This is a genomic window from Ammoniphilus soli, from assembly GCF_040813775.1.
In genome coordinates this window covers 144,158-170,050 of record NZ_JBEGDL010000008.1, presented here as the reverse complement: position 1 = coordinate 170,050, position 25,893 = coordinate 144,158, and the positions used below count along the sequence as shown (strand labels likewise).

Sequence of the window (25,893 nt, the reverse complement as noted above, 5' to 3'; positions counted from 1 at the left end):
GAAGAGCACAGCTTATGGATAAATGGGTAAATTTGCTAGTTATTCTCCTTGGCTCAGCTATTATGGCTTTTGGCATTAACTATTTTAATATGGCGAATGGAATAGCAGAGGGCGGAGTTACCGGAATCGCGATTTTGTTAAAATATCTGTTTGATTTTGATCTTGCCCTAACTAATCTAGTGCTGAATCTGCCCCTCTTTTATCTGGTTTGGAAATATTTTGGGAAAATTCCTTTTCTTTATACAATTTATGGGAATTTGTCTGTATCTATATTTCTTTATTTGTTTAGGGATGCCCGATTTCCCATGGATGACGTGCTGCTTGCCTCTTTATTTGCGGGGCTGTCCGTCGGGATTGGGTTAGGTCTTGTCCTTCGCTATGGGGGAACAACGGGCGGGACGGATATACTGGCCCAATTGCTGCAGCGCCAATGGGGATGGCCGGTTGGGAAAAGTTTGCTAGTCTTCGATATTATAGTGATCGCCCTTTCCCTGCTTTATTTGGATAAGGAGAGGGCGATGTATACCATTCGGAGGCGCTGGGGGAAGGTTTCCATACGATCCAGTTAACAGAAGCAGCAGGGAAAAATTTCAGTTAACGAAGAGGGTGTCTCAAAAGTGCCTTATCACTTTTGAGAACCCTCTTTTTATTTACCCTAACCATGAATATCTTATGAATATTTATTCGGATATTGTATAAAATATCTACCTCGATAATAGTCATGATCATATCCCTAGAGTGAAACGCAAAATAATTTTGCATAATTATACAAACACTTCATAATTGAGCAAATATTTTTTGCGTTCGCTGGATTGTATGATAAAATACATGTTAAAAGGGGGGACTATGAAAATGGATCAAAATCCGAATCTATTAGCCAAACGGCTTCACATATACGAGCAAGTCTTGAATCGAATGAACGAAGGGGTTCATGTCATTGATGAACATGGCCAAACGATTGTATATAATCCTAAGATGACCGAAATTGAATCGATGAAGGCACAAGATGTGCTGAACAAAAATTTGCTGGATGTATTCCATTTTCCCGATAAGCAGGAAAGCACGCTGCTCCTTGCCTTACATGAAGGGAAATCCACCTTAAACGTGAAACAAACGTATTTCAATGGTAAAGGAAAAGAAATTACCACGATCAACAATACGTATCCGATCTTTGATGGCGATCAAATCATTGGAGCTATTGAATTTGCGAGTGATGTTACAAAAATGGAGCGGATCATTAGACAAAAGATAGAGAAAGGTCATACCAGATATACATTTGACAGCATAATCGGCAGAAGCCATGCCATCATGGAAGTGATCCATAATGCCAAAAGGGCGGCAAGGACCTCTTCTTCTGTTCTTATTATCGGAGAAACGGGAACAGGGAAAGAACTGTTTGCCCAAAGTATCCATCATGCCAGCGGCCGCTCCTCAGAACCGTTTGTTTCCCAGAATTGTGCGGCTTTGCCGGACAGCTTAATCGAAGGCATTTTATTCGGGACGGCAAAAGGTGCCTTTACCGGTGCCATCGAGCGGGCCGGGTTATTTGAACAAGCGGAAGGAGGAACTCTTTTCCTAGACGAAATTAATTCTTTGAATCTTCCCCTGCAAGCGAAGCTATTGCGGGCTCTCCAGGAAAAGAGCATACGCAGGATCGGGGATTCCAAGGATAAAGAAATGGACGTCCGCATCATTGCTGCCATCAACGAGGATCCGATTGAAGCGATTGCCAATAATCATATCCGCAAAGATTTATATTACCGCTTAGGTGTTGTTACTTTGTTCATTCCCTCCCTTAGGGAAAGAAAAGAAGACATCCCGCTTTTAGTCCATTCCTTCATTCATAAATATAATCAACTGTTTGGGATGCAAGTAGCGGGAGTGAGCCAGGAAGTGCATCAGTATTTCATGGAATATGATTGGCCAGGAAATATTCGAGAATTGCAGCATTTCATCGAAGGCGCGATGAATTTGATGGGGGATGAAGAGGAGATCCTGCTGGACCATTTGCCGACCCATCATCTTTCTAGGAAAGCCCAGGCGGTACTTCATCCAGCCAGTTCTGGCAGTCCAGACGCATCTCAACACGGTCTAGATGGCCATCCTGCTCTTTTGAAGGATCAAATCAAAGGATTTGAGAGCGACTATATCCATAAAATGATTGAAAAAAACGGAGGAAACATTTCTCGTGCAGCGAGAGAGATGGGAATCAGCCGCCAAAGCTTGCAATACCGGCTAAGAAGATTAAAAGCCCAATCCATTAGCTCCGATGCCTAATTTTTTTTCATTTCATTGAAGTATTTTGCATTTGATATTAAAATTTTTTGCTTCCATTCATTATAATTCCCTTTATTTCTTACAGAGGATATATGGCATTGTTTTTGCAACGAATATTTGATGAAGAAGATGGCTTAATCTTGATTAGAAGCCCTTTTCACCATGGGGAAGGGTAAATATGGATTAATGATTTCAAAGTGACTATTGCATAGAGATTGATCTCAAGAAAGAAGGGGCTTATGGAACATTATGATGTAGTCATTGTCGGTGGAGGATTAGCTGGGTTGTCGGCAGCTGCTTATTTATCTCATCATGGAAAGAAAGTTGCCGTTTTGGAGCGAGGTGCGCTAGGGGGGAGAGCCGTTACTTTAAATATCAAAGGGTTTGCTTTTAATTTTGGGGCTCATGCCATTTATGGCCGTGACACTTCGATATTGAGCCAGCTTGAAACAAAACTTGGAATTCATATCGATTGGCGCGATTTCAGTCCGGATAAGGCCAAATATGATATCGGAGAGGAACTGACAGACGTTCCAGCCAATATTCGGGGACTTTTTCGGACTAAAATTTTAAAAGGTATAGACAAGATCACCTTTACTTTTGAGATCCTGAAAACTTTGACGAGATTAGAAAAAGGCCATCCTCATGTATCGATTGAAAGATGGATGGAATTGCGAGGGTTAAGTGAAGAAGTCAAAGACATGATGCTGACCCTAGCTTCGTCTAATTTTTTTACAAAAGAACCGGAAAAGATCGCCTCGGATGTCTTCTTTACCTATTATCGAAGACTGTTTCACACCCATAAGCCGGTGTCATACATTGGGGGAGGCTGGCAAGCTTTAATTGATGAATTTGTCAGGGTGATCGAGGAACACAACGGCGATATTTTTACCAAAAGCAAGGTGGAATCGGTCTCCGCTGATAAAGGGAACATCCAATCGGTGCAGACGGGGGATCGCAGGATAACAGGAGATGACTTCATTTTTTGCATCCCGCCTAAAGAGTTAGTCAAGGTATTTCAAGAAACGGATATTTATCATCCGATGATGTATTATGCGAATTATGACCCAAGCGTGGTGTTCGTTTACGACATCGGCTTGAAGAAGCGGATCGATGTTCCCTACACGTATATTTATGATAAAGCGAACCAGGTTTTTATTACGGATATTTCATATTATGATGAATCATGCGTTCCGCAGGGGGGGCAGCTCCTGCAAGCTACGGCCTACATGAAGCAGGATGAAATCGGAAATAAAGCTATAGTGGAAGTCTATAAACAAAAAATTGAGGATTTATATGATAAGCATTTTGCCGGTTGGAGAGAACAATTAGTCGTTCCTCGAACTTCGGCTAGGGCTACTGTCCAGGAAATCAAGTGGACTATGAATCAAAAACCGATGCCGATTTCTCTTCCTGATTACCAAAATGCATTTTTTGCAGGGGATTGGTGTGAAGGGCAGGGGCAACTATCGGAGCTATCCTTTTCCAGTGCTTATGAGGCTAGCAAATTGATCTTATTGAAGAATAGTGCTAGAGAAATTCTAAGAGTTTGGTGAAAAAAACAAGGTATGGATAAAAGGGAGTGCCGGAGGCACTCCCTTTAAATTCCTAAAAACTTTATGATGTACCGGGTCAATAAGTGTGATCCAAAAGCGGAAAAAAAGGGGAGACATGGGACTGTCTTGTCCTTTTTAAGCTAAAAATCCCCTTTAGTCCTATAGTGCGGTGTCATTCTTTCTGCACTATGAACTAGAAGGGGATAATACACTTTTTTGTTTTATGCTAGTACCGTCACTCTTTCTTTTAATGAAGCTATTCTTATTTAATGTTAAGTATGTAAAAGGGCAAAGTTAGAAATTAATAGTCCCCGATGGGGGAAGCCCCATAACGCTCCCCTCCCAATCCCGTATTGCCGGATTGGGAGGGGTTTATCCCTAAGGTTTAATTGCACATTTACTTCAACGTTCCAGTGCCCACAATCTCCGTGCTTATTTGAACATGAATCTCCGCCTTCGCGAATGCTTCTATCCATTTTTCTTTGGACCAGGTACCGCGATGCTTTCTCCGAAAGGCGTCGCCGAGAGACAGGGGATCAATTTTCAATTTCTTGAATCTATCGAGAAGCTTGTAGCAATCGTTTCTGATTTTTTCGCTTACCGCCTTTTCCAATGCATCTATTCCTTGTTGGGTTTCTAAATCTTTTTTTCCCGTATACTCAAGTACGGAGCCTTTCAAGTCCAAGTGTATCCACAGTTCCGGATTTTGGAGATTTCCATTGCTTTTTAACTTCACCTTGGAATTTACAAAATTGAGGACGATCGCAGAATCTTTTTCTTCTTCCTTTATTTTGACCATAAAATCCGGAAGTTTCGTTCGTTGTCTCAATCCCTGGATGATTTTCGCCTCTTCCGGGGCGACAAAACCGATGAGCTTATCCCTTTTGAATAGGGCAATTTTAGAAATCCTGATACTCGAATCCAACTTTTCGATATAGGGTGCCATGGGTTCGGATATTTCGTCGGTTCTGAAATAAATGTAATTGTGAATGGTTGTGAACGGACTGAATGCGGTTTCACCCCTGGGATGCAAGAGATCATTCAAAAATACGGTGATGTTGGGCTTGTTGGGGTAATCGGCTTTCATCAAGCTTTCGGCCGATCCCTTGGTAATGGCAATAAATACGTTAGTTCCAACGATCGGATCGCGGTACAGGCTTTCCATGATGCGATGAATTCCGGTTTTCCTCGCATATTCCTCACTGATTAGAATGACGCGCAATTGGGCAAGGCTGATGGACCTTTCGGAAACCGCCGATAGGACAACGGGCGCTTGCTGGGTTAATTGAACGACTGTCGAATAGACTTGGGATTTTTCCTTCGCTTGTTCATAAGGCTGGGGAAGAGCCACAGTTATTTTGGTTTCTTTCTCATTTACATAATCAAAACCTATTACACCTACCATTCCCAAGTCCTCGAGGGTTGGCTTTTCGATATCCGCAGAACATCCGGCAAGGAGGATAAAGAGAAGAGCAAATAATTGGGTTATTTTATTCATTCTTCGTTCCCCCTTTTTTTATCCGGTGGATAAGCAAAATAAGAACAGGCCAAGTCATCAGTGCAAACCCTAGATAGAGAGTGAATTCAAGGTAGACCTTCTGACGAATTTCATAAGCTATGGGTCCTTGGATGAAAAAGAAAGGGACAGCAGCACAGGCATAGATATGCCAAGCGCGATTTTTCATGCGAATGCGGTCCAGCCCTTTCTTAGCAAGCCATAAATACGCTGTCGAGGTCGATAGGACGAGCATAACCCATAAGGCCAGACCCAAATTTTCAATGCGTTCAATAAACGACAATTCTACCGCCTTAAATAGATTCAGGATGGGGTATAGGATATTATCCAACTGCCACTTCGAAAAGTACAAAACACTGACAGTGCTTACGGCTACATAGAAGGTAACGGATATCCACAAACCGAGAGAAGCTAATTTCAAAGCTTGTTTCGGATGTTGGATGTAAGGAAAATAAAACAGGATAAGTTCAAAACCGAATAAAGTAGGAAAGGAAGCTTTCGCGGCCAGCCACCAATCCGTAAAGGTGAAATCCAAATGAAAAAGGGGGAGGAGATGGCTGATGAAGCCCTTTTGTATACCCCACTGCAAGTAGTACGCCATCCACCCGGTTATAAAAAAGGTAAGAATGCACAGTCTGGCGATAAGCTTAATTCCTCCCAGAACGGTGTAGATCATAACGGTAAAGAAGGCAATTAAAGGAAGAGTGATGGTGTAATCCGGCAAGCTGATCGTCTGCATTAAGCGCAGATAGGTTTCGCATACGGCGGCGACTTCAATTAAACCATAAAACATAATGCAAATGTTCAGAATTCTTCCGATCCATGCACCAAAGAGCGATTCGTTAATTTCATAGAGAGATTGACCCGGAAAGGTGAGACCGACATGAACCATAAAGGCTAGAGAGATTTGGGCAATGAAACCATAGACAACCGGCATCCACCATAAATCATAGCCAAGTGGGCTCATTGAGTGCGGAAAGGATAACAGGCCTATCCCGATCATCACGTTCTGCACCAGAAAGATGACATGATAGTTATTTAACTTATTCATTTTACCTTTGTCCATTAGCCATTACTCCTCGTCAGTCGGTCGCACAAAGTGTTTTTTTACCCGGCCTGCTCCCATCCTTTTAAAGAAATAAACAAGGGGAGCCCGAAAGAGGCTATTACCGAGATCGGTGATACTTCTCGGAATCACGGGAGTCATATAGGGTGTTCCCAAAGAGGTGACATTAAGCAGGTGAATCATGAGCCAAGCGAAAGCAAGCATCTGGCCATATACCCCAATTATCCCGGCAGCCAAAATAAATATATAACGCACAACCCGGCTGGCGTTACTCATCAAATAATTTGCAGGGAGGAAAGAAAGCAAAGCGGAAATAGCCACAATGACGATCAGAATATTACTTGCCAAACCGGCTTCGACTGCTGCCGTCCCGATAACGATACCGCCGACGATACCGATGGTCTGGCCGATTTTGGTGGGCATGCGCGATCCTGCTTCGCGCAGGATATCAATCGTAATCTCCATCATCAATGCTTCTATAATAGGCGGAAACGGTACCCTGCTCCTCGACTCTGCGAGTAAGGTCAGCATGGCCGGGGGAAGCATTTCTTGATGGAAAGTCAGTACCGAAACATATGTTGGCGTAAATAAAATGGTGAGAAAAAAACCAACGAAACGGATCGTCCGGAGTAGAGAGGCGGTCGACCAGCGATTATAGAAATCTTCCGGGCTTGCAAACAGCTCAAAGAAGGTGGCTGGGGCAATGGCCACATCAGGGCTTCCATCCATCAGGAAAATGATCCTTCCATCCAATAAAGAGGCCATAGCATTGTCAGGTCTTGAAGTGATGCCAAATTGCGGAAAAGGGGAGTAGGGCTTATCATCTAAGGCTTGCATAAGAACCGGCAATCCCGTAAATCCGTGAAATTCAATATTTCTTAGCCGGTACAATACCCGATCCAGGTTTTCCTGGTTTGCAATGTTTTCCATATACATAACGGAAACCGTTTGTCTTGCTTCTGTTCCCAAAATGAGGGTGGTCGATTTTAAATTAGGCGTCCTGAGTCTGCGCTTGATTAAGGACAGATTGGTTTGAATAGACTCGGTAAAGGAATCTTGAGGACCCAATACGGATGATTCGCTTTCAGATGGACTGATGCTCCGCTGGGGCGGGCTAAACGTATTGATTTTTAATATCAATTTTCTTTCTATAAAGAGCAATATAGTACATCCGCTGCAAATATCCATGACGAGTTCACGCAATTGATCCTGTTTCAGCGTCTCAGAAACAGGAAAAATTTCCTCCGGATTTCCGCCGACTTGAGAATGCAGAGGATTGATCACCACTTCCTGAAGGGTGATGGTTTCCACCAAGGAACGAATGCAGAGAAGAAAGCATTTTTCATTTCCCCATTGTTTTTCTTTTATTACGAAATCATCAACATTTGCGAACTGCTGTTTTATATTTTCGAGGGTAATCTCTTCTTTGGACTCAGTAAACGATATGTCCTGTTGGTTGTTCGGTTTGGCTGTTTTTTGAGATAAATTTCGAATGGCATTCCAAAGGCCCAATGCAATCCCGCCTAATAAGATGTTTTATAATAATTTTCCCTGGAACTGGAAGATTATCCATGAGCATTCTACTTATCAATAGGCTACTCTGACTGCTTTTTGGAATGAGAGAAAAAATCTCAATGTTGTACTCAACAAAGATTAAAATTTCATCTCTATAAAATTTTTTGATGATTTACCTTCCAGCTAAGTGTAAAATAGACTTTAAATATAATTTGGGTTTTTAACGATTTAAAACATAACAGCGGGAGGCAATCGAAGTGAGTATGGAGGATTTAACAAATTTAAGAGAACAGCTAGACAAAATAAACATCCAACTGCTTGAAATTCTCAATGAACGCGGAAAAATTGTGCAAAAAATTGGGGAGAAAAAGCTCGAGCTTGGGCGTACCGAAGCTTACGATCCGAAGAGGGAAGAAGAGATTTTCGAGTACCTATTTAAGGGTAACACAGGTCCATACGATAATGAGATGATAAAAAATATTTTTAAACAGGTATTTGATGAATCTTCGAAGCTGCAAGAGAAGCTTCTGAAAAAATAATTGTCTAATTATTAAGTATTTGGCAAGGAAAAATCAAGGCTCCTTCGAGGTTAAAGCGAAGGAGCTTTTTATTTGGAATTTTATTCCATCCATGATGCAGCAGAAAAATATCCCTTAAAATGAATGGCCCTTGATTTGTGATAATACTGCAGCTCCGCATATCGATAGTAAGCTGTTGAATTCCCGGCATTAGCTATCTTTAATCTTTCATAATGCTCGGCAAGAGCCGCGTGTTTCAGGAAATTCTGTTGGGCAACTTGCACCGTGTAGCCTTGCTCATACGGCATTTGCTGCCGATATGGATTCATGAAAAGACCTCCTTTAGCTGGTTCCATTCATTTTATGTGGTGAGGGTTGCTTAGCGTTAGGCGGTTGCTGAGTTTTGGATGTAACATTTAAGTTTGGGAGATATTAACTAAAGGATGTTACATGAAAAAGGTGGGTTGAAATGGATAAGCAACGCGATGAAAATACGACAGAAGCCAATATTGAACTGAATCGGGAGTTCTATGGAGAAGGTACGCAGCCTACGGGATGGATCAAAAAGAGTTCTCCTAATGATGCAGAAAATGCTAATATGCAAATGGACCGCATTTTTAATGAAGATGATAATGAATTCGATATACAAAATTCCACTTCCCTTCGACGCAGCAACGGGTAGGGAAATATGGGATTAAAGCCTAGGTTGATGAATCTGGGCTTTTTGTTATTTCATTTAACCAATTTGTACATTGTTAAGTATTTGTTAAGATTATATCGTAAACCGATATCGGTATTGTATAATGAGGTGGAACTGCTGTGGAAGACAAAGTATTACGGAAGCTATTTCTAGGGTTCATTCAAATCCATATCCTGCACCATGCAAAAGAAGAACCTATTTTTGGTTTATGGATGCTGGAAGAGCTGAAGGAGCATGGATATGAAATAAGCGCCGGAACTCTTTATCCGATCCTTCATCAGATGGAGACCGGCGGTCTGTTGAGCAAAGAAGAGAAAAACGTGGAGGGCAAGATCAGAAAGTATTATCGTACCACCGATAAAGGAAACCATGTACTGAGGGAAGCTAGAAAGAAAGCTTACGAACTTTTTAAGGAAATTAAGGAATAAGAGTTTGTTCCAAAGGAGGTAGAGGGTTGAATGAGTAAGCCTGCAATGGAAGAAAAACAGGAGAGGCTAAGCAAGAATCGTTTGGGATCATTAATGGAGGTCCTGGGAGTTTCCACGAAACTAGGGTTGACTTCGTTTGGGGGTCCGATTGCACATCTTGGCTATTTCCACGATGAATATATCCGTCGCAGAAAATGGATGGATGAACGCAGTTATGCCGATTTGGTTGCCCTATGTCAATTCCTTCCAGGCCCGGCGAGCAGCCAAGTCGGCATTGGAATTGGTGTCATGCGTGCAGGACTGTTGGGAGGCATTGCCGCATGGATTGGCTTCACGCTTCCTTCGGTTATTGCATTGGTTCTTTTTGCCTTTTTACTGCAAGGATTTGATGTGGGGAATGCCGGGTGGATTCATGGCTTAAAGCTCGTGGCCGTTGCCATTGTAGCTCATGCGGTTTTAGGGATGGGACAGAAGCTTACCCCTGATCGAAATCGCGCAACCATCGCGATTATCGCAGCAACCATTACGCTGCTTTGGCAGACGGCTATAAGTCAGGTAGTCGTCATCGTTGCCGCTGGAATCATTGGTTTACTCCTTTATAAAAACAGTAAAATACCTGATTTGCCTGAAATGCGGGTTCCTATTGGACGATCCGTTGCCGTAATCAGTCTCGTTTTGTTTTTTCTGTTATTATTCGGTTTGCCATTGATTCGAAATCTAGCTTCCTCTCATTGGTTAGCTGTATTCGATAGCTTTTACAGGGCAGGGTCCTTGGTTTTTGGCGGGGGGCATGTCGTCCTTCCCTTACTGGAAAGAGAAGTCGTTCCTACAGGCTGGTTAAACAAAGAAGACTTTTTGGCGGGGTATGGGGCGACTCAAGCGGTTCCTGGTCCCTTGTTCACCTTTGCTGCTTACTTAGGGGCGATTATGGGTGGATGGCTAGGTGCCATCGTAGCCACGGTCGGAATATTTCTTCCTGCCTTCTTGCTGGTGATTGGCACATTGCCTTTTTGGGATACCCTTCGAAGAAAGCCGAACATTCAAGGAGCGCTAGTGGGGGTTAATGCAGCGGTAGTAGGAATTTTGCTGGCGGCTCTGTATGACCCGATTTGGATCAGTACGATTCTTTCGCCGATTGATTTCGCCCTTGCTTCCATATTGTTTATTATGCTTGTTTTTTGGAAGACCCCGCCTTGGGTCGTGGTGATAGCAGGAGCTATAGGCGGGATGATGATTGGATTGTTTTAAAAGAGAGTGATAAAAGTCTTCCATGGTGGAAGGCTTTTTTAATTAAGGCAGTCTAGGACTTGCCTTGCTCAAAAGTAGCAGTCTCATGGTATAATAACCCCTATATAAGGAGGTGACAAGCATGAGTGAAGAACTTCTTCAACAATTGGTGAAGATGGTTGCTGCGAACAACCGGCACTTGGTTGAACTTAAAGAAGACATGGTATTAATGAAGAAAGACCAAGCAGAGATAAAGGGTATCCTGCAAAAGGTGGAAGTGAGACTTGGTAGAGTGGAAAGTGATATTCAGGACATGAAGAGTCAGTTGTACCGGGTTGAGCGTACGGAACGACAGCTTGACAAAACCGTGTCCCGTGTGGACCGTTTGGAAGTGGAAGTAGATATGCTCCATCAGAAAAGCTCCTCTTAGATTCCCTCTTTACGTATTTCAATTCATAGATCCAAGAAAGATTGAAGTCCCCAACCACATGGTAAGGGGCTTCTTTCCTTTTATCAAGGGAATCTTGAACGCGTCTCAAAACAGCTATAAAAAATTTGAATCAAAAATAATAAATATATCTTATTGTTTTTTATTGCAAAATCCTATTTTTAAAGTTTACCTACATCAATCTTCTCTCTTTAATAAAATCCACAAAGGCTTTGATGAGAGTAATCTGTAACGATTCTTTTCTATAGATCATCCACGATTTCCGTAAGATCGGTTCGCCATGTTTGTTTCTTAATTGTATCTTATTCAAATTTTCGTTTTCATTTAGGACAATGTCTGGCAGGATGGCATATCCAAATCCGCTCAATACCATTTCTCTGCAAGTTTCCATATGGTCTACTTCCATTGTAATGGAAGGAGGTTTCGAAAAAGTTTCTTTCCACCAGCTATCAAAGACATTCTCTAATGACAGATCCGTCTTGTAGATGATTCTCGGCAGGTTAGGGAGCTCGTCCAAAGAAATCTCTTTTTGGGAAACGATCCAAATGTTTTCTGCCATGATCAAATGCTTTTCTTCTGACCAGTTATAATCTCCTCGGACAAATCCGATATGCACATCTTGCTTGTATACTAGATTTGTCAATTCTGAACTTCTTTGTGATATGACTTTAAACTCGACTTCAGGGTATTTAGTATGAAAATCTTTGAGTATGTTTGGAAGCTTGTACCTGGCCAGGCTGCTGGCGGTTCCGATTTTTAATGTCCCTGCTATTTTGTTTTCCATGCTAAATAAGAATTCTTTTGTCTGTTGCAGCTGATGCAGCATATCCTTGGCGTATCTCGCCAGATATTCCCCTTGCGGCGTAAACTCTATCCCTCGTCTCCCCCTATAGATAATCGTGATCCCGAACTCCTTTTCTAGCTGTTGAATGCGGTAGGTTAAAGAAGGTTGAGAAACAAATAGAATCTCGGCGGTTTTCGTTAAGGTTTGTTGCTCATATAGTGTTTTTAATAATACCCAGTCTTTTTCTTCCATCGTTTCATCCTCTTATCTCAATTTGATAGATAAACGCCCATTATGGATATTGTAAAGGCGTTTAGCCGTTTCTTCAATTTTTTTTATGGAATTAGATAAAATATTAGTATTTTTTTGATAGATTCCTATATGCTAAATTTATTCCAAGAACAAAAAAACACAGCGGAGGGAAGCGGCCATGTATGATTAATCCGGATCACAGCTTTTAGAAGCAGGTATTATCCATGTGATTTTTATGAAGAAAATTATAAATATTGCTTTAAATATTTATACAAACGAGTGTATTGTAAAATTTCAATGAGTTCCCTTTTAGTTCAAATCCTTTTAATAAAAATGCAACCGTTTTCTTTTTTGGATTAAAATCAATTACTTAGGAGGGAAAATATAATGAGAAATTGGAAATTAACCTTGATGTCTACTGTCCTGCTTTTTAGTTTAACAGCTTGCGGCGGAACACAAGAATCGTCAACAGAAACGTCGGAAGCAGCAAAGGCAGCTTCAAGCTATCCGGAGAAGCCTATTACTCTGGTAGCCCCCAATGGAGCAGGGGGCGGTTTGGATAAAACAGCAAGACTACTAGCAAAAGGGCTTGGTGAGACCAAACTTGTTGAACAAACCATTACGGTCGAAAACCGGCCAGGCGGAGGGGGCTCCGTTTATATGGCGGAGTATGCCACAAAGGAAACAAAAAATCCTTATAAACTATTAGTCAACTCTCCTCCGGTTCTAATCAACAACCATAAAAAAGAAGGAAATAGTCCATTCGGTTATAAAGATACGACGCCACTGGCACAGTTAACGAGAGATTATGGAGCGATCTCCGTTCCGGCTGATTCCAAATACAAGGATCTAAAATCGTTTTTGGACGATATCAAAGCAGACCCAACCAAGATTTCGATTGCAGGGGGCTCTTCTCCTGGCGGAATGGATCACGTGTTTGCCATGCTGCCTGTATTCAAATACGGGATCGATCCTAAAGCTGTCAAATATGTTTCTTATGAAGGCGGAGGGGAAGCGATCACTGCCCTGCTAGGAAACCATGTCCAAGCCGCCGCTAAACCGGTATCGCTTATCCTTCCTTATTTGGAATCAGGGAAAGTAAGAGTTTTGGCCGTGACCTCAAGTGAGCGACTCGGCGGATTGCTGAAAGATGTACCTACCATGAAAGAACTAGGCTTGGATGCCGAGTTTACCATTTGGCGCGGGGTGTTGGGGCCGAAGGAAATGGGAGAAGCGGAGATTGCGTACTGGGATGAGAAATTCAAGGCCCTTAGCGAAACGGAAGAATGGAAGCGATTGCTAGAAGCGGATGGCGTAGAAGGTGAGTACAAGAATTCCCAAGATTTCAAGAAGTTCTTGGATGAACAGGATAAGCAAATCAGCGACTTGATGAAAGCGATCGGGATTTCGAAGGAGTAGATAGAAAGGGGAGGAGGGATTTCTCTTCCCCCAAGTATTTTTATTGGAGGTGAGTAGGAACGATGAGCCAATCGTTTGACAGATATGCGAGTTTTAGCTTTTTTATCATTGGGATGGCCATGATTTTTGAAAGCAGAAAGATCTCCGCCAGCGCTTACGGGAGCAATGTGGGGCCTGATATGTTTCCTATGGGTTTAGGTTTTATTCTTATTTTGCTTAGTATTCGGCTTTTCTATGAAACTCGATTTTATGCGACTGCGAATTCAAAAGGCCAAGCCTTAGATTATAAAAAGTTCTTTATTATTTTGCTATCTGCCATATTATATGGTTTGCTGTTAGAGACGCTAGGGTACGTATTAACCACGTTTGTATTTTTGGCTATTGGCTTTCAAGTGATGGAGAAGGGCGGCTGGTGGAAAACTCTAGCGATTTCAAGCAGTTTTTCTTACGGAGTCTATTATCTGTTTGTAGAAGTACTGGAAGGCTCTTTGCCGGGATTTCCTGTATGGTTCAACTAGGAGGTAGAAAAGATGGAAACCCTTCAATTTCTTTCTAACGGCTTTATGATAGCCCTACAGTGGCATAATCTTGCCTTTGCCTTTTTCGGCGTGCTGATCGGAACGGCGGTTGGCGTCTTGCCGGGGATTGGCCCCATGAGCGGCGTGGCCTTGCTGATTCCTGTTACCTCCACCTTGACCTCGGGATTGGATGCGGGATCGGCAGCAACGAGTTCGATCATCTTATTGGCCGGCGTTTACTATGGGGCGATGTATGGCGGTTCCACGACATCGATTCTTTTGAATACACCGGGAGAATCTTCTTCCGTCGTCACCGCCTTGGATGGATATCAAATGGCGAAGCAGGGGAGGGCAGGAGCCGCGCTGTCCATTGCCGCTATGGGTTCTTTCTTCGCTGGCATTGTATCTATCGTAGGCCTGGTAGCCCTGGCGGATCCGTTATCCGACTTGGCTCTTTCGTTTGGCCCAGCTGAATATTTCTCGCTCATGATTCTGGGATTATGTGCGGTGAGCGGGTTGGCAGGAAAATCGATGACAAAAGCTCTGATTATGACCATTTCGGGATTATTGCTGGCTACCATCGGAATGGATACCGTTTCAGGTGTGGCACGTTTTACCTATGATATTCCCGTACTGTACTCGGGTATAGAATTCTTAACGATTGCCGTGGGTTTATTTGCTTTAGGGGAAGTGTTTAAAACGATATTAGAGAAGGATGCGGAAAATGGACAGATTGCGAAAGTAGGAAGGATTCTTCCGACGAAGTTGGATATGAAAGAAAGTGCAGTTCCAGTCGTTCGGGGGTCTTTCCTTGGATTTTTCATCGGTCTTCTCCCAGGTGCGGGGGCGACTCTAGCCTCTTTTTTCTCTTATATTATGGAGAAAAAGCTAAGCAAGAATCCAAGCCAGTTTGGCCAAGGAGCCATAGCAGGTGTAGCAGCCCCTGAAGCGGCAAACAACGCAGCATCCGGCGGAGCGATGATCCCGCTGTTGACTTTGGGGATTCCAGGGTCTGGAACGACAGCCATCCTGATGGGTGCATTGATTATGTACAATATTCAGCCAGGACCTCTCTTGTTTACCGATCATCCGCAGGTGGCATGGGGGCTGATCGCCAGTATGTTTATTGGAAACTTGATGCTTTTGGTCCTTAACATGCCGTTGGTTAAGGTGTTCGCGAAGATTATAGAAACACCGCCTAAGTATTTACTGCCCATTATCATTGCCATCTCGATCTTTGGTGTCTATGCGGTTCAATTTACGACCTTCGATCTCATGCTGCTGATTTCTTGCGGTGTCGTAGGGTATATGTTGACAAAAAATGATTTTCCTGTGGCTCCATTAGTATTAGGGCTGGTTCTTGGTCCGATGATCGAGAATAACTTGCGCAGGGCTTTGACTACTTCGAATGGCGACTTTTTGATCTTCCTGCAAAAGCCGATCTCGCTTCTCTTCTTGGTGATCGCCGCTTTATGGATGATTATTCCCCTCATTCTAAAGATGAGAGGAAAGAATGTCATCATTAATGAAGAAGCTTAATATTGGCGACTAGAGTTGATGATAGAGTTTGATAGAGAGAAGACGTTGGACTTCATGTTCAACGTCTTTTTGCTTATCTTGGGATGGGAATAGGTATTTGTATGGCTATGGACTATAATATAAAATAACCATACAATACCGGGGGAAAGAGTAAAGCTATGAACGATTATCCAATTGAAAAACGACCGCCCTATTATGAGCAATTTTATCATTCCATAAAGAAAATGATCTTCGAAGGGAAATTCAAACCTGGTGAACGCATAAATGAAACCCAGCTTGCTAGAGAGTTTGGGGTAAGCAAAAGCCCGGTTCGGGAAGCTATTCGCGTTTTAGAAAAAGAAGGTTTAGTGCTTGTGGATGAAAAATCAAAAGTCGTGGTCTATGAGCCTACGATGAGAGATGTGGAGGAAATCTATTTTTGTCGGATGGCGTTAGAATCTTTTGCCGTTCGTTTAGCTACTGAAGTGGCTAGTGATGAGCAAATGGAACAACTCGAGCAAACCCTTCTGAAGACAGAACAAGCTATACAGGAGTCGCAAGAAAGCAATACGATTATTGCGCTTAACGAGTTGTTCCATGGATTAATCATAGAATATACGCAAAACCGCCGATTGCAAAAGCAATTGAATGATCTTAAATCATTGACGTATCTCTTTCGGATCATGAATTTTAAGGGAGACAACCGAGCAACGATCATACTTAGCCAGCACCGCGAAATCTTTCATTATATTAAGGAGAGAAAAACTGATCGGGCCTCCCAGGCCATGATTGATCATTTGAAATGTGATCTGCAACATCTAACGGGAGTTATATCCCATTCAACAGCAGGCCATGATCAATAAATCATGGTTTTTGCTCTATAAATAAGTATATTGTAGAAGTCGAGGGTATGGTATAATCAATCTATAAAACATCAACAGTCGACCGTCGTCTGAATGAGGGAGGAAGTTCAATGAAGAAGTTTGACATAGCTGTGATTCCTGGAGATGGGATTGGCAGGGAAGTCGTGCCTGCTGCTCTCGATGTATTGAATACGCTTTCGGAAGTCCATGGAGGTCTAAAGTTTGAATTTACTTCATTTGATTGGAGCTGTGAGTATTACTTAGAACACGGTGAGATGATGCCTGCAGATGGCCTTCAGACGTTAGGGAATTTTGAAGCGGTTTTCTTAGGGGCTGTCGGAAACCCGAAGCTGGTGCCTGATCATGTATCCCTATGGGGATTGCTGGTCAATATTAGACGTGGATTTGAGCAGGTTATCAATATTCGTCCGGCAAAAATGATGAGGGGCATTGAATCGCCTTTGGTAAATCCCCGGGATTTCGACTTGATTGTTGTGCGGGAAAATAGTGAAGGAGAATATAGTGAGATTGGCGGAAGGATTCATCGGGGAGAAGAGGAAATGGCGGTCCAAAGTGCCATTTTTACTCGCAAGGGCACCGAACGCGCCATGAGATATGCGTTTGAACTGGCTCAAAAGAGAAGAGGGCATGTCACAAGTGCCACCAAATCAAATGGAATTGTACACTCCATGCCTTTCTGGGATGAAGTGTTTAATGATGTGAAGAAAGACTATCCTGCTATTGAGTCGACTTCATTTCATATTGATGCGTTAGCCGCCTTTTTCGTGAACCGTCCTCAAATTTTCGACGTTATTGTAGCAAGTAATTTATTCGGTGACATTTTAACGGACTTAGGAGCAGCTATTATGGGAAGCATCGGAATCGCTCCTGCGGCCAACATTAACCTTAATGGAAAATACCCTTCCATGTTTGAGCCTGTCCACGGTTCTGCTCCAGATATACTTGGAAAAGGCATTGCTAATCCGATCGGCCAAATCTGGACCGCGAAAATGATGCTGGATCACTTTGGGGAGCTCGAATTGGGGAATAAGCTTCTTGAGATTATTGAGGATGTGACAGAAGCTGGGGTGAAGACGCCTGATATTGGGGGTAAGGCTTCAACTAGTGAAGTGACGGAAGAGATTTGTAAGAGGATTAGATTGTTAGGTCGTTAGATTTACGTTTTTACGCGTAAAAAAGAAATTTTCCGCAAAACGGTGGAAATTATCCGCATAAGTACTAAGAAAAACCGCATAAAAAGACAAGAGCCCATTTACTCATTACGAAGTAAATGGTTTTTTGTTATTTTCAGGGTTGGTTCCTAGATAGCGGTGTTAGCAAATTACTCATGTCATCTAAGAATTGGTTGGGATCTTCAAATATAAAATTTTTCTATAACTGAATATAGAATTTGAATATTATTTTTAATAATAAACCTGTGTTATGATGTTTGTGAGTTAATAATATTCTTATTATTCTCATTTACCCTATTGCGAAAAAGGAGGTTCATAATCAAGGGAAATTAAATTTAGAGTGTTTTATGATGAGGTAAATTGGTAGGTTGATGGGAAAAGTGGGAAAAGGTTTGGCCTTTGCCTTTGGAAACCCTTTCAATCCTCTTCGCTGGATTCTCCGGTAATTATACAGTATAGGGGGGGAAAGAATATTGAGAAAAATGAAGCAGTGGTCAGCATTTCTATTAAGCGGACTAATGGCAGTAAGTTTAACCGCTTGTGGAGGAGGAAGCAGTCCATCTGCCGGTACCAGTGGGATGGAAACTAATGAACAAGCAACAGCGAACTATCCGCAAAAACCGATTGTGGTTGTGGCGCCTTCAGGAGCGGGAGGCGGCTGGGATAGAACAGCACGAACGTTTGTTAAAGTATTGGCGGAATCTAAGCTTGTTGAAAAAACGATGACGGTGGAAAATAAACCCGGTGGCGGTGGAACCGTATTTTTAGCGGATTATGTTAGTCGTGAATCAAAGAATGATTATAAACTGTTTGCCGGTTCTCCACCTGTTTTGATTAACAACCTGAAAAAAGAGGGAAATAGTCCTTACGGATATCAAGATACTACTCCTTTAGCCCAGCTAACGAAGGATTTCGGATCTATTGTGGTAAGAGCGGACTCCAAATATAACGACCTTACATCATTGATTGATGACCTAAAAGCGGATCCTACAAAGATAACGTTTGCCGGGGGCTCGGGCCCGGGCTCGATGTATCATTTGGTATCCATTTTGCCTGCATACAAATCGGGTGCAGATCATAAATCCGTCAAGTATGTATCCTATGATGGAACAGGAGAAGCCATGGCCGCTTTGCTGGGCGGCAACGCTGATGTCATTGCGTCTGATGCATCTTCTATTTTGGAATATTTAAAGGCAGGAAAGATAAGAGTTTTGGCTGTAGCTTCGCAAGACCGATTAGAGGGTGAGCTAAAGGATGTTCCGACAATGAGAGAACAAGGAGTAGATGCTGAATTTGCGATATGGCGGGGGATTTTCGGCCCTAAAGAAATGAGTGAAGATGCTTTGAGTTTCTGGAATAAGAAGATTAAGCAAATGGTTGAAACCGAAAATTGGAAGAAGGCAATACGGGAAAATGGCTGGGAAAGTGACTATAAGAATGCAAACGAATTCAAAGCATTCTTAGATGAACAGAATAAACAGATTCATGAACTATTGGCAGCATTGGATATGGCAAAATAAAATGCAACACCGTCATAGAGGAGGGGGAGAGGAGTAATCTCTTCCTCTGATTCATTCTTTTTGGAGGTGAACAGAAGAAATGGGCAACACGTTTGACCGATATGCTAGTCTAGTTTTTTTTATCATTGGGCTGGGTTTCATCCTAGAAAGCAGGAAGATTTCTGCAAGTGCCTATGGAAGCAATGTGGGGCCGGACATATTCCCGATGGGTTTAGGAGTTATTCTTATCCTTTTAAGTTTGCGCCTTTACTTTGAAACAAGAAAATACTCCTCAGTAAAATCTAAAAAAGTCTTACTCGATTACAAAAGATTTTTTATTATATTAATCTCTGCGGTCTTATATGGATTATTACTTGAGACTATGGGTTACGTCATTTCTACTTTCATATTTTTACTGCTGGGTTTCCAAGTGATGGAAAAAGGTGCGTGGGGGAAAACGCTTCTTATTTCCGGAGGATTTTCTTACGGAGTATATTATTTATTCGTAGAAGTACTAGAGGGCTCCTTGCCTGGCTTCCCTATATGGTTCAACTAGGAGGTAAAACCGATGGAAACTGTTCAATTTCTCTTCGATGGCTTTGAGGTTGCTTTCCAATGGCATAACTTGGCCTTTGCTTTTTTTGGTGTTTTGATAGGTACGGCTGTCGGCGTATTGCCCGGTATCGGGCCGATGAGTGGAGTGGCTTTACTCATTCCGGTGACGGCAACGTTGACATCGGGGCTTGATCCGGAGTCTGCGGCTACAAGTTCGATTATTCTGCTGGCAGGTGTTTACTATGGGGCCATGTACGGAGGATCAACAACCTCTATACTTTTGAATACCCCTGGGGAATCCTCCTCTGTGGTAACCGCTTTGGACGGTTATCAAATGGCAAAGCAGGGACGGGCGGGCGCAGCTTTATCCATTGCGGCGATTGGTTCTTTCGCTGCTGGCATTGTCTCTTTAGTAGGCATGGTTTTGCTTGCAGATCCCTTATCTGAACTGGCGTTATCGTTCGGTCCAGCCGAATATTTTTCGCTGATGATTCTTGGATTGTGCGCTGTAAGCGGTTTGGCTGGAAAATCGATGACGAAGGCCCTCATCATGACCGTTATGGGCTTATTGCTTGCAACCATCGGATTGGACAATGTATCAGGAGTTGCACGTTTTACTTATGATTTGCCAGTACTGTATTCAGGGTTGGAATTTTTGACTGTGGCTGTTGGTCTCTTCGCCCTAGGAGAAGTGTTTAAGACGATACTGGAGAAAGACAGCGGTGGAGGAGAAGTAGCTAAAGTAGGACGTATTCTTCCCACGAAACAGGATATGAAAGACAGCGGCGGCGCTATTTTACGAGGATCTTTTTTAGGTTTTTTTATCGGTATTCTTCCGGGTGCTGGCGCAACATTGGCTTCCTTTTTTTCATATATTATGGAGAAAAAATTTAGCAAAAACCCCAGCAAATTTGGGCAGGGGGCGATTGAGGGCGTAGCCGGTCCCGAATCTGCGAATAACTCGGCATCCGGTGGAGCGATGATTCCGCTGCTCACATTGGGAATTCCCGGATCGGGCACCACGGCAATCTTAATGGGTGCATTAATCATGTACAACATTCAGCCAGGCCCACTGTTCTTTACAGACCATCCCCAAGTGGCATGGGGACTCTTGGCAAGTATGTTTGTCGGTAATATTATGCTCCTGGCACTCAATATGCCGCTTGTGAAGGTGTTTGCGAAAATCATTGAAGCACCGGTTAAATATCTGCTCCCGATTATCATTGCCATTTCCATTTTCGGGGTCTATGCGGTGCAGTTCACGACATTTGATTTGATGCTATTGATCGCGTGCGGGGTCACTGGATATTACCTAACGAAAAATGATTTCCCGGTGGCTCCTCTTGTTTTAGGTTTGGTTCTGGGACCCATGATCGAGAACAATTTGCGTAGAGCATTGACTGGATCGAACGGGGATTTTATGATCTTTTTGACACAGCCGGTGTCTTTGATATTGTTGATCATTGGAGTATTGTGGATGATGATCCCGATCATTTTAAAGATGAGGGGCAGAAATGTGATTATTAATGAAGAAGCTTAGTCAAAACGGAGAGCGGCCTGCCCGAATCGAAATATTTTAACAAAAGGAACCAGACGTTCTCCTGCGTCTGGTTCCTTTTGTTATACTTTAAGAATTTGTAACTTAGTTATATTGTTTGGACAGCACGAGGATATAACTTCAAATAAACTTTTTTGTAAAGTCGACGAAACTATTAACTGTATTTAAATCTAGAGAGTGGTCACGATAAATCATCCATGTTTTTCTAAGGATAGGTTCATTTTCATTTGTTTTTAATTTATAGCTAAAGAGATTATCTTCTTTTAAAATACTCATGCCCGGTAGGATAGCATAGCCTAAACCGCTTATCACCAATTGCTTGCACGTTTCAATATGGTCGACTTCCATTGTAATGGTTGGAGGGCGTGTAAACGTTTCGCGCCACCAATTATCTATTAGAGTTTTCAAGGATTGGTCTGTATCGAAGTTTATTCTAGGAAGCATAGGCAGTTGGTCTAGGCTTAATTCTTCCTTTGATACGATGCATACGCAATCTTCACTCATTAAATATTTTTGTTCCTGCCATCGATAATCGCCTCTAACAATTCCAATATGGACTTCTTCTTTGTATAACATGTGTATGATTTCTGAACTCCAGCCGGTTTTTAGGTGTATATCTACCTCGGGGTATTGATCATGGAAGCCTTTTAGTAGAGAAGAAAGATTATAGCGGGCAAAATTCCTGGATACTCCAAGTCTAAGCTTCCCTTTCACGCGGTCATCCAAATTGCTAATAAATTCCTTGGCGGTTCTTAACTTAAATATCATTTCTTTTGCAAACTGAACGAGATATTCCCCTTGGGTTGTAAATTCTACTCCCTTCTTTCCCCTTGTCACGATTTTTGTATCAAATTCCTTCTCGATTTGTTGTAAACGGTAGGTTAGCGAAGGTTGAGTGATATATAATCGTTCAGCTGCTTTAGAGATACTTCGTTCTTCATGGATGGTTATTAACATATTCCAATCCTTTTCTTCCATACGTTCCTCCCATTGCTTTTTTTGTTCAAGTATAAGTTCCGATCTAAACTTTTAGGATATAGAAAATTTCTATGGCTTTATATTTAAAAACCATATTTTATTTTATATGTTTAATCATACTATAATCTACTTAAAGGTTAAACAAATTAGATTTTAGCTAATTTTATTAAAACTCATTTTTTAATTGGATGGAGGAGAGAAATATGGACAAGAATTTTTTATACGAAACAGATGTAGTAGTGGTAGGCGCAGGAAATGCGGCGATGTGTGCAGCTCTGGCTGCAAGAGAGAATGGTTCAAAGGTTATCGTGCTGGAGAAAGCCCCGGAAAAAGAAAGAGGAGGAAACAGCACCTTTACAGCTGGTGCGATCCGTTTCGCTTACAGTGGTTTGGAAGACTTGCTTAAGGTATGCCCTGATCTGACGGAGGAGGAAATCGCCAATACGGATTTTGGGACGTATACCGAAGAACAATTCTTCGATGATATGTGCCGTGTAACGCAATATCGCACAAATGCCACGATGGCCGAAATGTTGACTAGCAAGAGCTTGGAAACCATGGTTTGGATGCGTTCCAAGAAAGTTCGTTTTGCTCCGATTTATGGACGACAAGCTTTCAAAGTGGATGGCAAGTTTAAATTTTGGGGAGGGTTAACCATCGAAGCCGTTGGCGGTGGACCAGGGTTAGTTCAATACTTGCACGAAGCGGCTGAAAGAGAAGGAATTACCGTTCTCTATGAAGCAGAGGCTAAATCATTACTGAGTAACGATGAGGGTGTGTACGGCGTTCAACTGAAATTAAAAGGCAAAACCGTAAATATAAAAAGTAAAGCGGTCGTTTTAGCAGCAGGAGGATTCCAATCCAATACAGAAATGAGAACCCGCTATTTAGGTGCCGGATGGGAGCTAGCTAAAGTAAGGGGGACTCGCTTTAATACGGGTGATGGAATTCGCATGGCATTTGATATCGGGGCTAGATCCTACGGACATTGGTCCGGATGCCATGCCGTAGGTTGGGATTATAATGCTCCTGAGTTCGGTGATCTTGCCGTTGGAGACGGTTTCCAAAAGCATAGCTATCCATTCGGAATTATGGTCAATGCTACAGGAAAACGCTTTGTAGATGAAGGAGCTGATTTCCGCAACTACACCTATGCGAAATATGGAAGGGTCATTTTGGAACAGCCTGGCCAATTTGCATGGCAAATCTTCGATCAAAAGGTAACTCATTTACTGCGTGATGAATACCGGATTAAGCAAGTGACTAAAGTTAAAGCGGACACATTAGAGGAATTGGCGCACAAATTAGAAGGCGTCGATCCGCAAGGATTTTTGGACTATATCAAACAGTATAACGCTGCCGTTCAGGCGGATGTACCTTTCAACCCGAATATTAAAGATGGCCGCGGTACAGTGGGACTGGAAGTTCCGAAAACAAACTGGGCCAATCCGTTTGATCAAGGACCATTCGAAGCTTACCAAGTAACTTGCGGAATTACGTTTACCTTTGGCGGATTGAAGATCAATGAACAGTGTGAAGTGCAAAATACAGCAGACCTGAGTATCCCAGGTTTATATGCAGCAGGAGAATTGGTTGGAGGCTTATTCTTCTTCAACTATCCAGGCGGAACGGGACTCATGGCAGGATCCGTTTTCGGAAAAACAGCTGGAGAACAGGCGGCAAAATTTGCGATGACAAGAACAGAAGCCAATATCGGATAGGGGGGGTTGCGCCAAATGAATATATTAGTGCTGTTAAAACAGACCTTTGATACGGAGGAAAAAATAGAAATTGTCAATGGAGAAGTAAGCGAAGAAGGAATTAAATTTATTATTAATCCTTACGATGAATACGCGGTGGAAGAAGCCGTGTCAATTAAGGAAAATCACGGGGGCGAGGTAACGGTCCTTACCCTCGGCCCTAGCAGGGCGGAGGAAGCTCTCCGCACCGCCCTTGCGATGGGAGCGGATAAAGCGGTACTGATTGAAGGAGAAGACTTAAATGGAGATGAATATGTCATCTCTAAAATACTGGCCTCTTATATTAAAGGCAAAAACTATGATTTGATTATTGGCGGCTATATGGCAGTTGATGACGGATCCGCTCAAGTTGGGCCCCGAGTGGCGGAAGAGCTGGAAATCCCACATGTGGCAACGATTGTTAAGCTAAATCTCCAGGATTCCAAAGCCATAGTAGAGAGAGATGTCGAGGGAAACAAGGAAGTCATTGAAGTAGGTCTTCCGGCCTTGTTTACCTCGCAGCAAGGCTTAAATGAACCACGGTTTCCATCCATTCCCAACATAATGAAGGCCAAGAGAAAGCCGCTAGAACGGTTAGCAATTAGCGGTTTAAATCTGTCTGAAGAAGATTTGAAGGCGAAAACAGAATTTGTTCATCGCTTTCTTCCATCTAAGAAAGAAGCGGGGCGGATTCTTCAGGGCAGTCTTCAGGAACAGGCAAAAGAGTTGGTTGAGCTGCTAAAACTTGCATAAAGGGGAGAAAAGAAATGAGCAGAAATATACTAGTAGTAGCGGAGACAAGAGATGGACAGCTGCGAAATGTTTCCCTGGAAGCCTTGTCTGTTGCCAGAAAAATAGCGGATGGCGGGGAAGTATCCGCTGTGCTAGTTGGTAGAAATGAGAATTCCCATGCCGATAAACTTGCGCGGTATGGAGCAGATAAAATCTATGTCCTGGAAAACGATCAGCTAGATCAGTATACAAGTTCAGCCTATACGCAAGCCTTTGTACAAATGGTTGAACAATTAAATCCGGATAGTATCGTATTAGGTCATACGGCGATTGGAAGAGATTTTGCTCCTAGGGTAGCTGCTAGGCTTGGATTGGGGTTAGTCTCCGATTGTGTCGATGTCTCGGTAAATGGGGATGAACTTGTTTTTACGCGTCCTATCTATTCCGGTAAAGCTTTTGCTCAAAAACGTATCGCAGAAGGCAAGATTTTTGTAACCATTCGTCCAAACAATTTCTCAACGTCCGAACCCAATGTGAGCCAAATCCCAACCGTTATTCCATTTGATGTGGAGATCAAGGATTTGCGCACCCTAGTTAAAGAGGTGGTCCGCAAAACAACAGGTACGGTCGACTTAACGGAAGCCAAAATTATCATTTCCGGCGGCCGTGGAGTGAAAAGCGCTGATGGATTTAGGCCTCTTAAGGAACTTGCTGAAGTTTTAGGTGGAGCTGTAGGAGCATCGCGTGGGGCGTGTGATCAATCCTATTGCGACTACTCAATGCAAATAGGGCAAACCGGTAAGGTAGTTACCCCTGACGTTTATATTGCTTGCGGAATTTCCGGCGCGATTCAACACTTGGCGGGTATGTCCAATTCCAAAATTATTGTTGCGATTAACAAGGATCCGGAAGCTCCCATTTTCAAAGTGGCCGATTATGGAATCGTAGGGGATTTGTTTGAAGTGGTTCCTTTACTCACTGAAGAATTCAAAAAGGTTTTCATGGTCACAAAATAATTGAATCTACCACGATAA

Annotated in this window: 25 protein-coding genes; 19 read left to right on the top strand and 6 right to left on the bottom strand. The window is 42.7% G+C overall.

All coding sequences use genetic code 11. The features are described 5' to 3' along the window. Nucleotides 1-14: 14 nt before the first annotated feature. From ABLT31_RS17260 to ABLT31_RS17250, 3 genes are all read left to right on the top strand, one after another. Nucleotides 15-569, top strand: coding sequence for a YitT family protein (locus ABLT31_RS17260; protein ID WP_367753813.1), 555 nt, complete (start codon nt 15-17; stop codon nt 567-569). Nucleotides 570-846: 277 nt separating this feature from the next. After that, entirely contained in the window at nt 847-2,277 is a 1,431-nt protein-coding gene (locus ABLT31_RS17255; protein WP_462976506.1) for a sigma-54 interaction domain-containing protein, read from the top strand. Nucleotides 2,278-2,516: 239 nt separating this feature from the next. Beyond that, nucleotides 2,517-3,833: a phytoene desaturase family protein gene (locus ABLT31_RS17250; protein ID WP_367753809.1), complete on the top strand. Its 1,317-nt coding sequence runs from the start codon at nt 2,517-2,519 to the stop codon at nt 3,831-3,833. A gap of 397 nt (nt 3,834-4,230) precedes the next feature. On the opposite strand, the gene ABLT31_RS17245 is transcribed toward ABLT31_RS17250, so the two are convergent. The 3 genes from ABLT31_RS17245 to ABLT31_RS17235 are packed head-to-tail and all read right to left on the bottom strand — an operon-like array spanning nt 4,231 to nt 7,927. Next, the gene (locus ABLT31_RS17245; RefSeq protein ID WP_367753807.1) at nt 4,231-5,331 is read right to left on the bottom strand and encodes a Ger(x)C family spore germination protein; all 1,101 of its coding nucleotides are present in this window, start codon (nt 5,329-5,331) and stop codon (nt 4,231-4,233) included. Further along, nucleotides 5,324-6,415 (bottom strand): GerAB/ArcD/ProY family transporter, encoded by a 1,092-nt coding sequence (locus tag ABLT31_RS17240; protein ID WP_367753805.1) that lies wholly within the window; start codon nt 6,413-6,415, stop codon nt 5,324-5,326. The genes ABLT31_RS17245 and ABLT31_RS17240 overlap by 8 nt, the downstream gene beginning before the upstream one ends. Nucleotides 6,416-6,421: 6 nt before the next feature. Next, nucleotides 6,422-7,927, bottom strand: a complete 1,506-nt coding sequence (locus ABLT31_RS17235) for a spore germination protein (RefSeq protein ID WP_367753803.1) — start codon at nt 7,925-7,927, stop codon at nt 6,422-6,424. Between the two features lie 266 nt (nt 7,928-8,193). Here ABLT31_RS17235 and ABLT31_RS17230 point away from each other — a divergent pair, with 266 nt between their 5' ends. Continuing rightward, nucleotides 8,194-8,469 (top strand): chorismate mutase, encoded by a 276-nt coding sequence (locus ABLT31_RS17230; RefSeq protein WP_367753960.1) that lies wholly within the window; start codon nt 8,194-8,196, stop codon nt 8,467-8,469. Between the two features lie 80 nt (nt 8,470-8,549). Here the strand turns inward: ABLT31_RS17230 and ABLT31_RS17225 are convergent, their stop codons facing one another. Then, on the bottom strand, nt 8,550-8,777 hold the full coding sequence (locus ABLT31_RS17225) for a hypothetical protein (RefSeq protein WP_367753801.1): 228 nt from the start codon (nt 8,775-8,777) through the stop codon (nt 8,550-8,552). A 140-nt stretch (nt 8,778-8,917) separates the two neighbouring features. Between ABLT31_RS17225 and ABLT31_RS17220 the strand changes: the two genes are divergently transcribed. The 4 genes from ABLT31_RS17220 (at nt 8,918) to ABLT31_RS17205 (ending at nt 11,233) form a co-directional block, all read left to right on the top strand. Then, nucleotides 8,918-9,130, top strand: coding sequence for a hypothetical protein (locus ABLT31_RS17220; RefSeq protein WP_367753799.1), 213 nt, complete (start codon nt 8,918-8,920; stop codon nt 9,128-9,130). 137 nt (nt 9,131-9,267) lie between these two features. Continuing rightward, the gene (locus ABLT31_RS17215; protein ID WP_367753797.1) at nt 9,268-9,576 is read left to right on the top strand and encodes a PadR family transcriptional regulator; all 309 of its coding nucleotides are present in this window, start codon (nt 9,268-9,270) and stop codon (nt 9,574-9,576) included. Between the two features lie 30 nt (nt 9,577-9,606). Beyond that, entirely contained in the window at nt 9,607-10,824 is a 1,218-nt protein-coding gene (locus ABLT31_RS17210) for a chromate transporter (RefSeq protein ID WP_367753795.1), read from the top strand. 121 nt (nt 10,825-10,945) lie between these two features. Beyond that, entirely contained in the window at nt 10,946-11,233 is a 288-nt protein-coding gene (locus ABLT31_RS17205) for a hypothetical protein (protein ID WP_367753793.1), read from the top strand. 190 nt (nt 11,234-11,423) lie between these two features. Here the strand turns inward: ABLT31_RS17205 and ABLT31_RS17200 are convergent, their stop codons facing one another. Further along, nucleotides 11,424-12,287 (bottom strand): LysR family transcriptional regulator, encoded by an 864-nt coding sequence (locus ABLT31_RS17200; protein WP_367753791.1) that lies wholly within the window; start codon nt 12,285-12,287, stop codon nt 11,424-11,426. 387 nt (nt 12,288-12,674) lie between these two features. Here ABLT31_RS17200 and ABLT31_RS17195 point away from each other — a divergent pair, with 387 nt between their 5' ends. The 8 genes from ABLT31_RS17195 to ABLT31_RS17160 all read left to right on the top strand — a co-directional run bounded on the left by ABLT31_RS17195 (nt 12,675) and on the right by ABLT31_RS17160 (nt 21,392). Next, nucleotides 12,675-13,706: a Bug family tripartite tricarboxylate transporter substrate binding protein gene (locus ABLT31_RS17195; protein ID WP_367753789.1), complete on the top strand. Its 1,032-nt coding sequence runs from the start codon at nt 12,675-12,677 to the stop codon at nt 13,704-13,706. A gap of 62 nt (nt 13,707-13,768) precedes the next feature. Next, nucleotides 13,769-14,224: a tripartite tricarboxylate transporter TctB family protein gene (locus ABLT31_RS17190; RefSeq protein ID WP_367753787.1), complete on the top strand. Its 456-nt coding sequence runs from the start codon at nt 13,769-13,771 to the stop codon at nt 14,222-14,224. 12 nt (nt 14,225-14,236) lie between these two features. Continuing rightward, nucleotides 14,237-15,763: a tripartite tricarboxylate transporter permease gene (locus ABLT31_RS17185; protein ID WP_367753785.1), complete on the top strand. Its 1,527-nt coding sequence runs from the start codon at nt 14,237-14,239 to the stop codon at nt 15,761-15,763. Between the two features lie 158 nt (nt 15,764-15,921). Beyond that, nucleotides 15,922-16,605: a GntR family transcriptional regulator gene (locus tag ABLT31_RS17180; protein ID WP_367753783.1), complete on the top strand. Its 684-nt coding sequence runs from the start codon at nt 15,922-15,924 to the stop codon at nt 16,603-16,605. A gap of 110 nt (nt 16,606-16,715) precedes the next feature. After that, nucleotides 16,716-17,780: a tartrate dehydrogenase gene (locus ABLT31_RS17175; RefSeq protein ID WP_367753782.1), complete on the top strand. Its 1,065-nt coding sequence runs from the start codon at nt 16,716-16,718 to the stop codon at nt 17,778-17,780. Between the two features lie 500 nt (nt 17,781-18,280). After that, a complete protein-coding gene (locus ABLT31_RS17170; protein WP_367753958.1) occupies nt 18,281-19,318 on the top strand; it encodes a tripartite tricarboxylate transporter substrate binding protein in 1,038 nt (345 codons plus the stop codon). A gap of 79 nt (nt 19,319-19,397) precedes the next feature. Continuing rightward, nucleotides 19,398-19,853, top strand: a complete 456-nt coding sequence (locus ABLT31_RS17165) for a tripartite tricarboxylate transporter TctB family protein (RefSeq protein ID WP_367753780.1) — start codon at nt 19,398-19,400, stop codon at nt 19,851-19,853. 12 nt (nt 19,854-19,865) lie between these two features. Further along, complete coding sequence (locus tag ABLT31_RS17160; protein ID WP_367753778.1) at nt 19,866-21,392, top strand: tripartite tricarboxylate transporter permease; 1,527 nt, start codon at nt 19,866-19,868, stop codon at nt 21,390-21,392. Between the two features lie 138 nt (nt 21,393-21,530). Here the strand turns inward: ABLT31_RS17160 and ABLT31_RS17155 are convergent, their stop codons facing one another. After that, nucleotides 21,531-22,388, bottom strand: coding sequence for a LysR family transcriptional regulator (locus ABLT31_RS17155; RefSeq protein WP_367753776.1), 858 nt, complete (start codon nt 22,386-22,388; stop codon nt 21,531-21,533). Nucleotides 22,389-22,591: 203 nt separating this feature from the next. Here ABLT31_RS17155 and tcuA point away from each other — a divergent pair, with 203 nt between their 5' ends. From tcuA to ABLT31_RS17140, 3 genes are read left to right on the top strand one after another with little or no spacing between them, the layout of a single operon-like run. Next, nucleotides 22,592-24,109: an FAD-dependent tricarballylate dehydrogenase TcuA gene (gene tcuA, locus ABLT31_RS17150; protein ID WP_367753774.1), complete on the top strand. Its 1,518-nt coding sequence runs from the start codon at nt 22,592-22,594 to the stop codon at nt 24,107-24,109. Nucleotides 24,110-24,124: 15 nt separating this feature from the next. Then, nucleotides 24,125-24,880, top strand: a complete 756-nt coding sequence (locus ABLT31_RS17145; RefSeq protein WP_367753772.1) for an electron transfer flavoprotein subunit beta/FixA family protein — start codon at nt 24,125-24,127, stop codon at nt 24,878-24,880. Between the two features lie 14 nt (nt 24,881-24,894). Beyond that, the gene (locus ABLT31_RS17140; RefSeq protein WP_367753770.1) at nt 24,895-25,875 is read left to right on the top strand and encodes an electron transfer flavoprotein subunit alpha/FixB family protein; all 981 of its coding nucleotides are present in this window, start codon (nt 24,895-24,897) and stop codon (nt 25,873-25,875) included. The last annotated feature ends 18 nt before the right edge of the window (nt 25,876-25,893 follow it).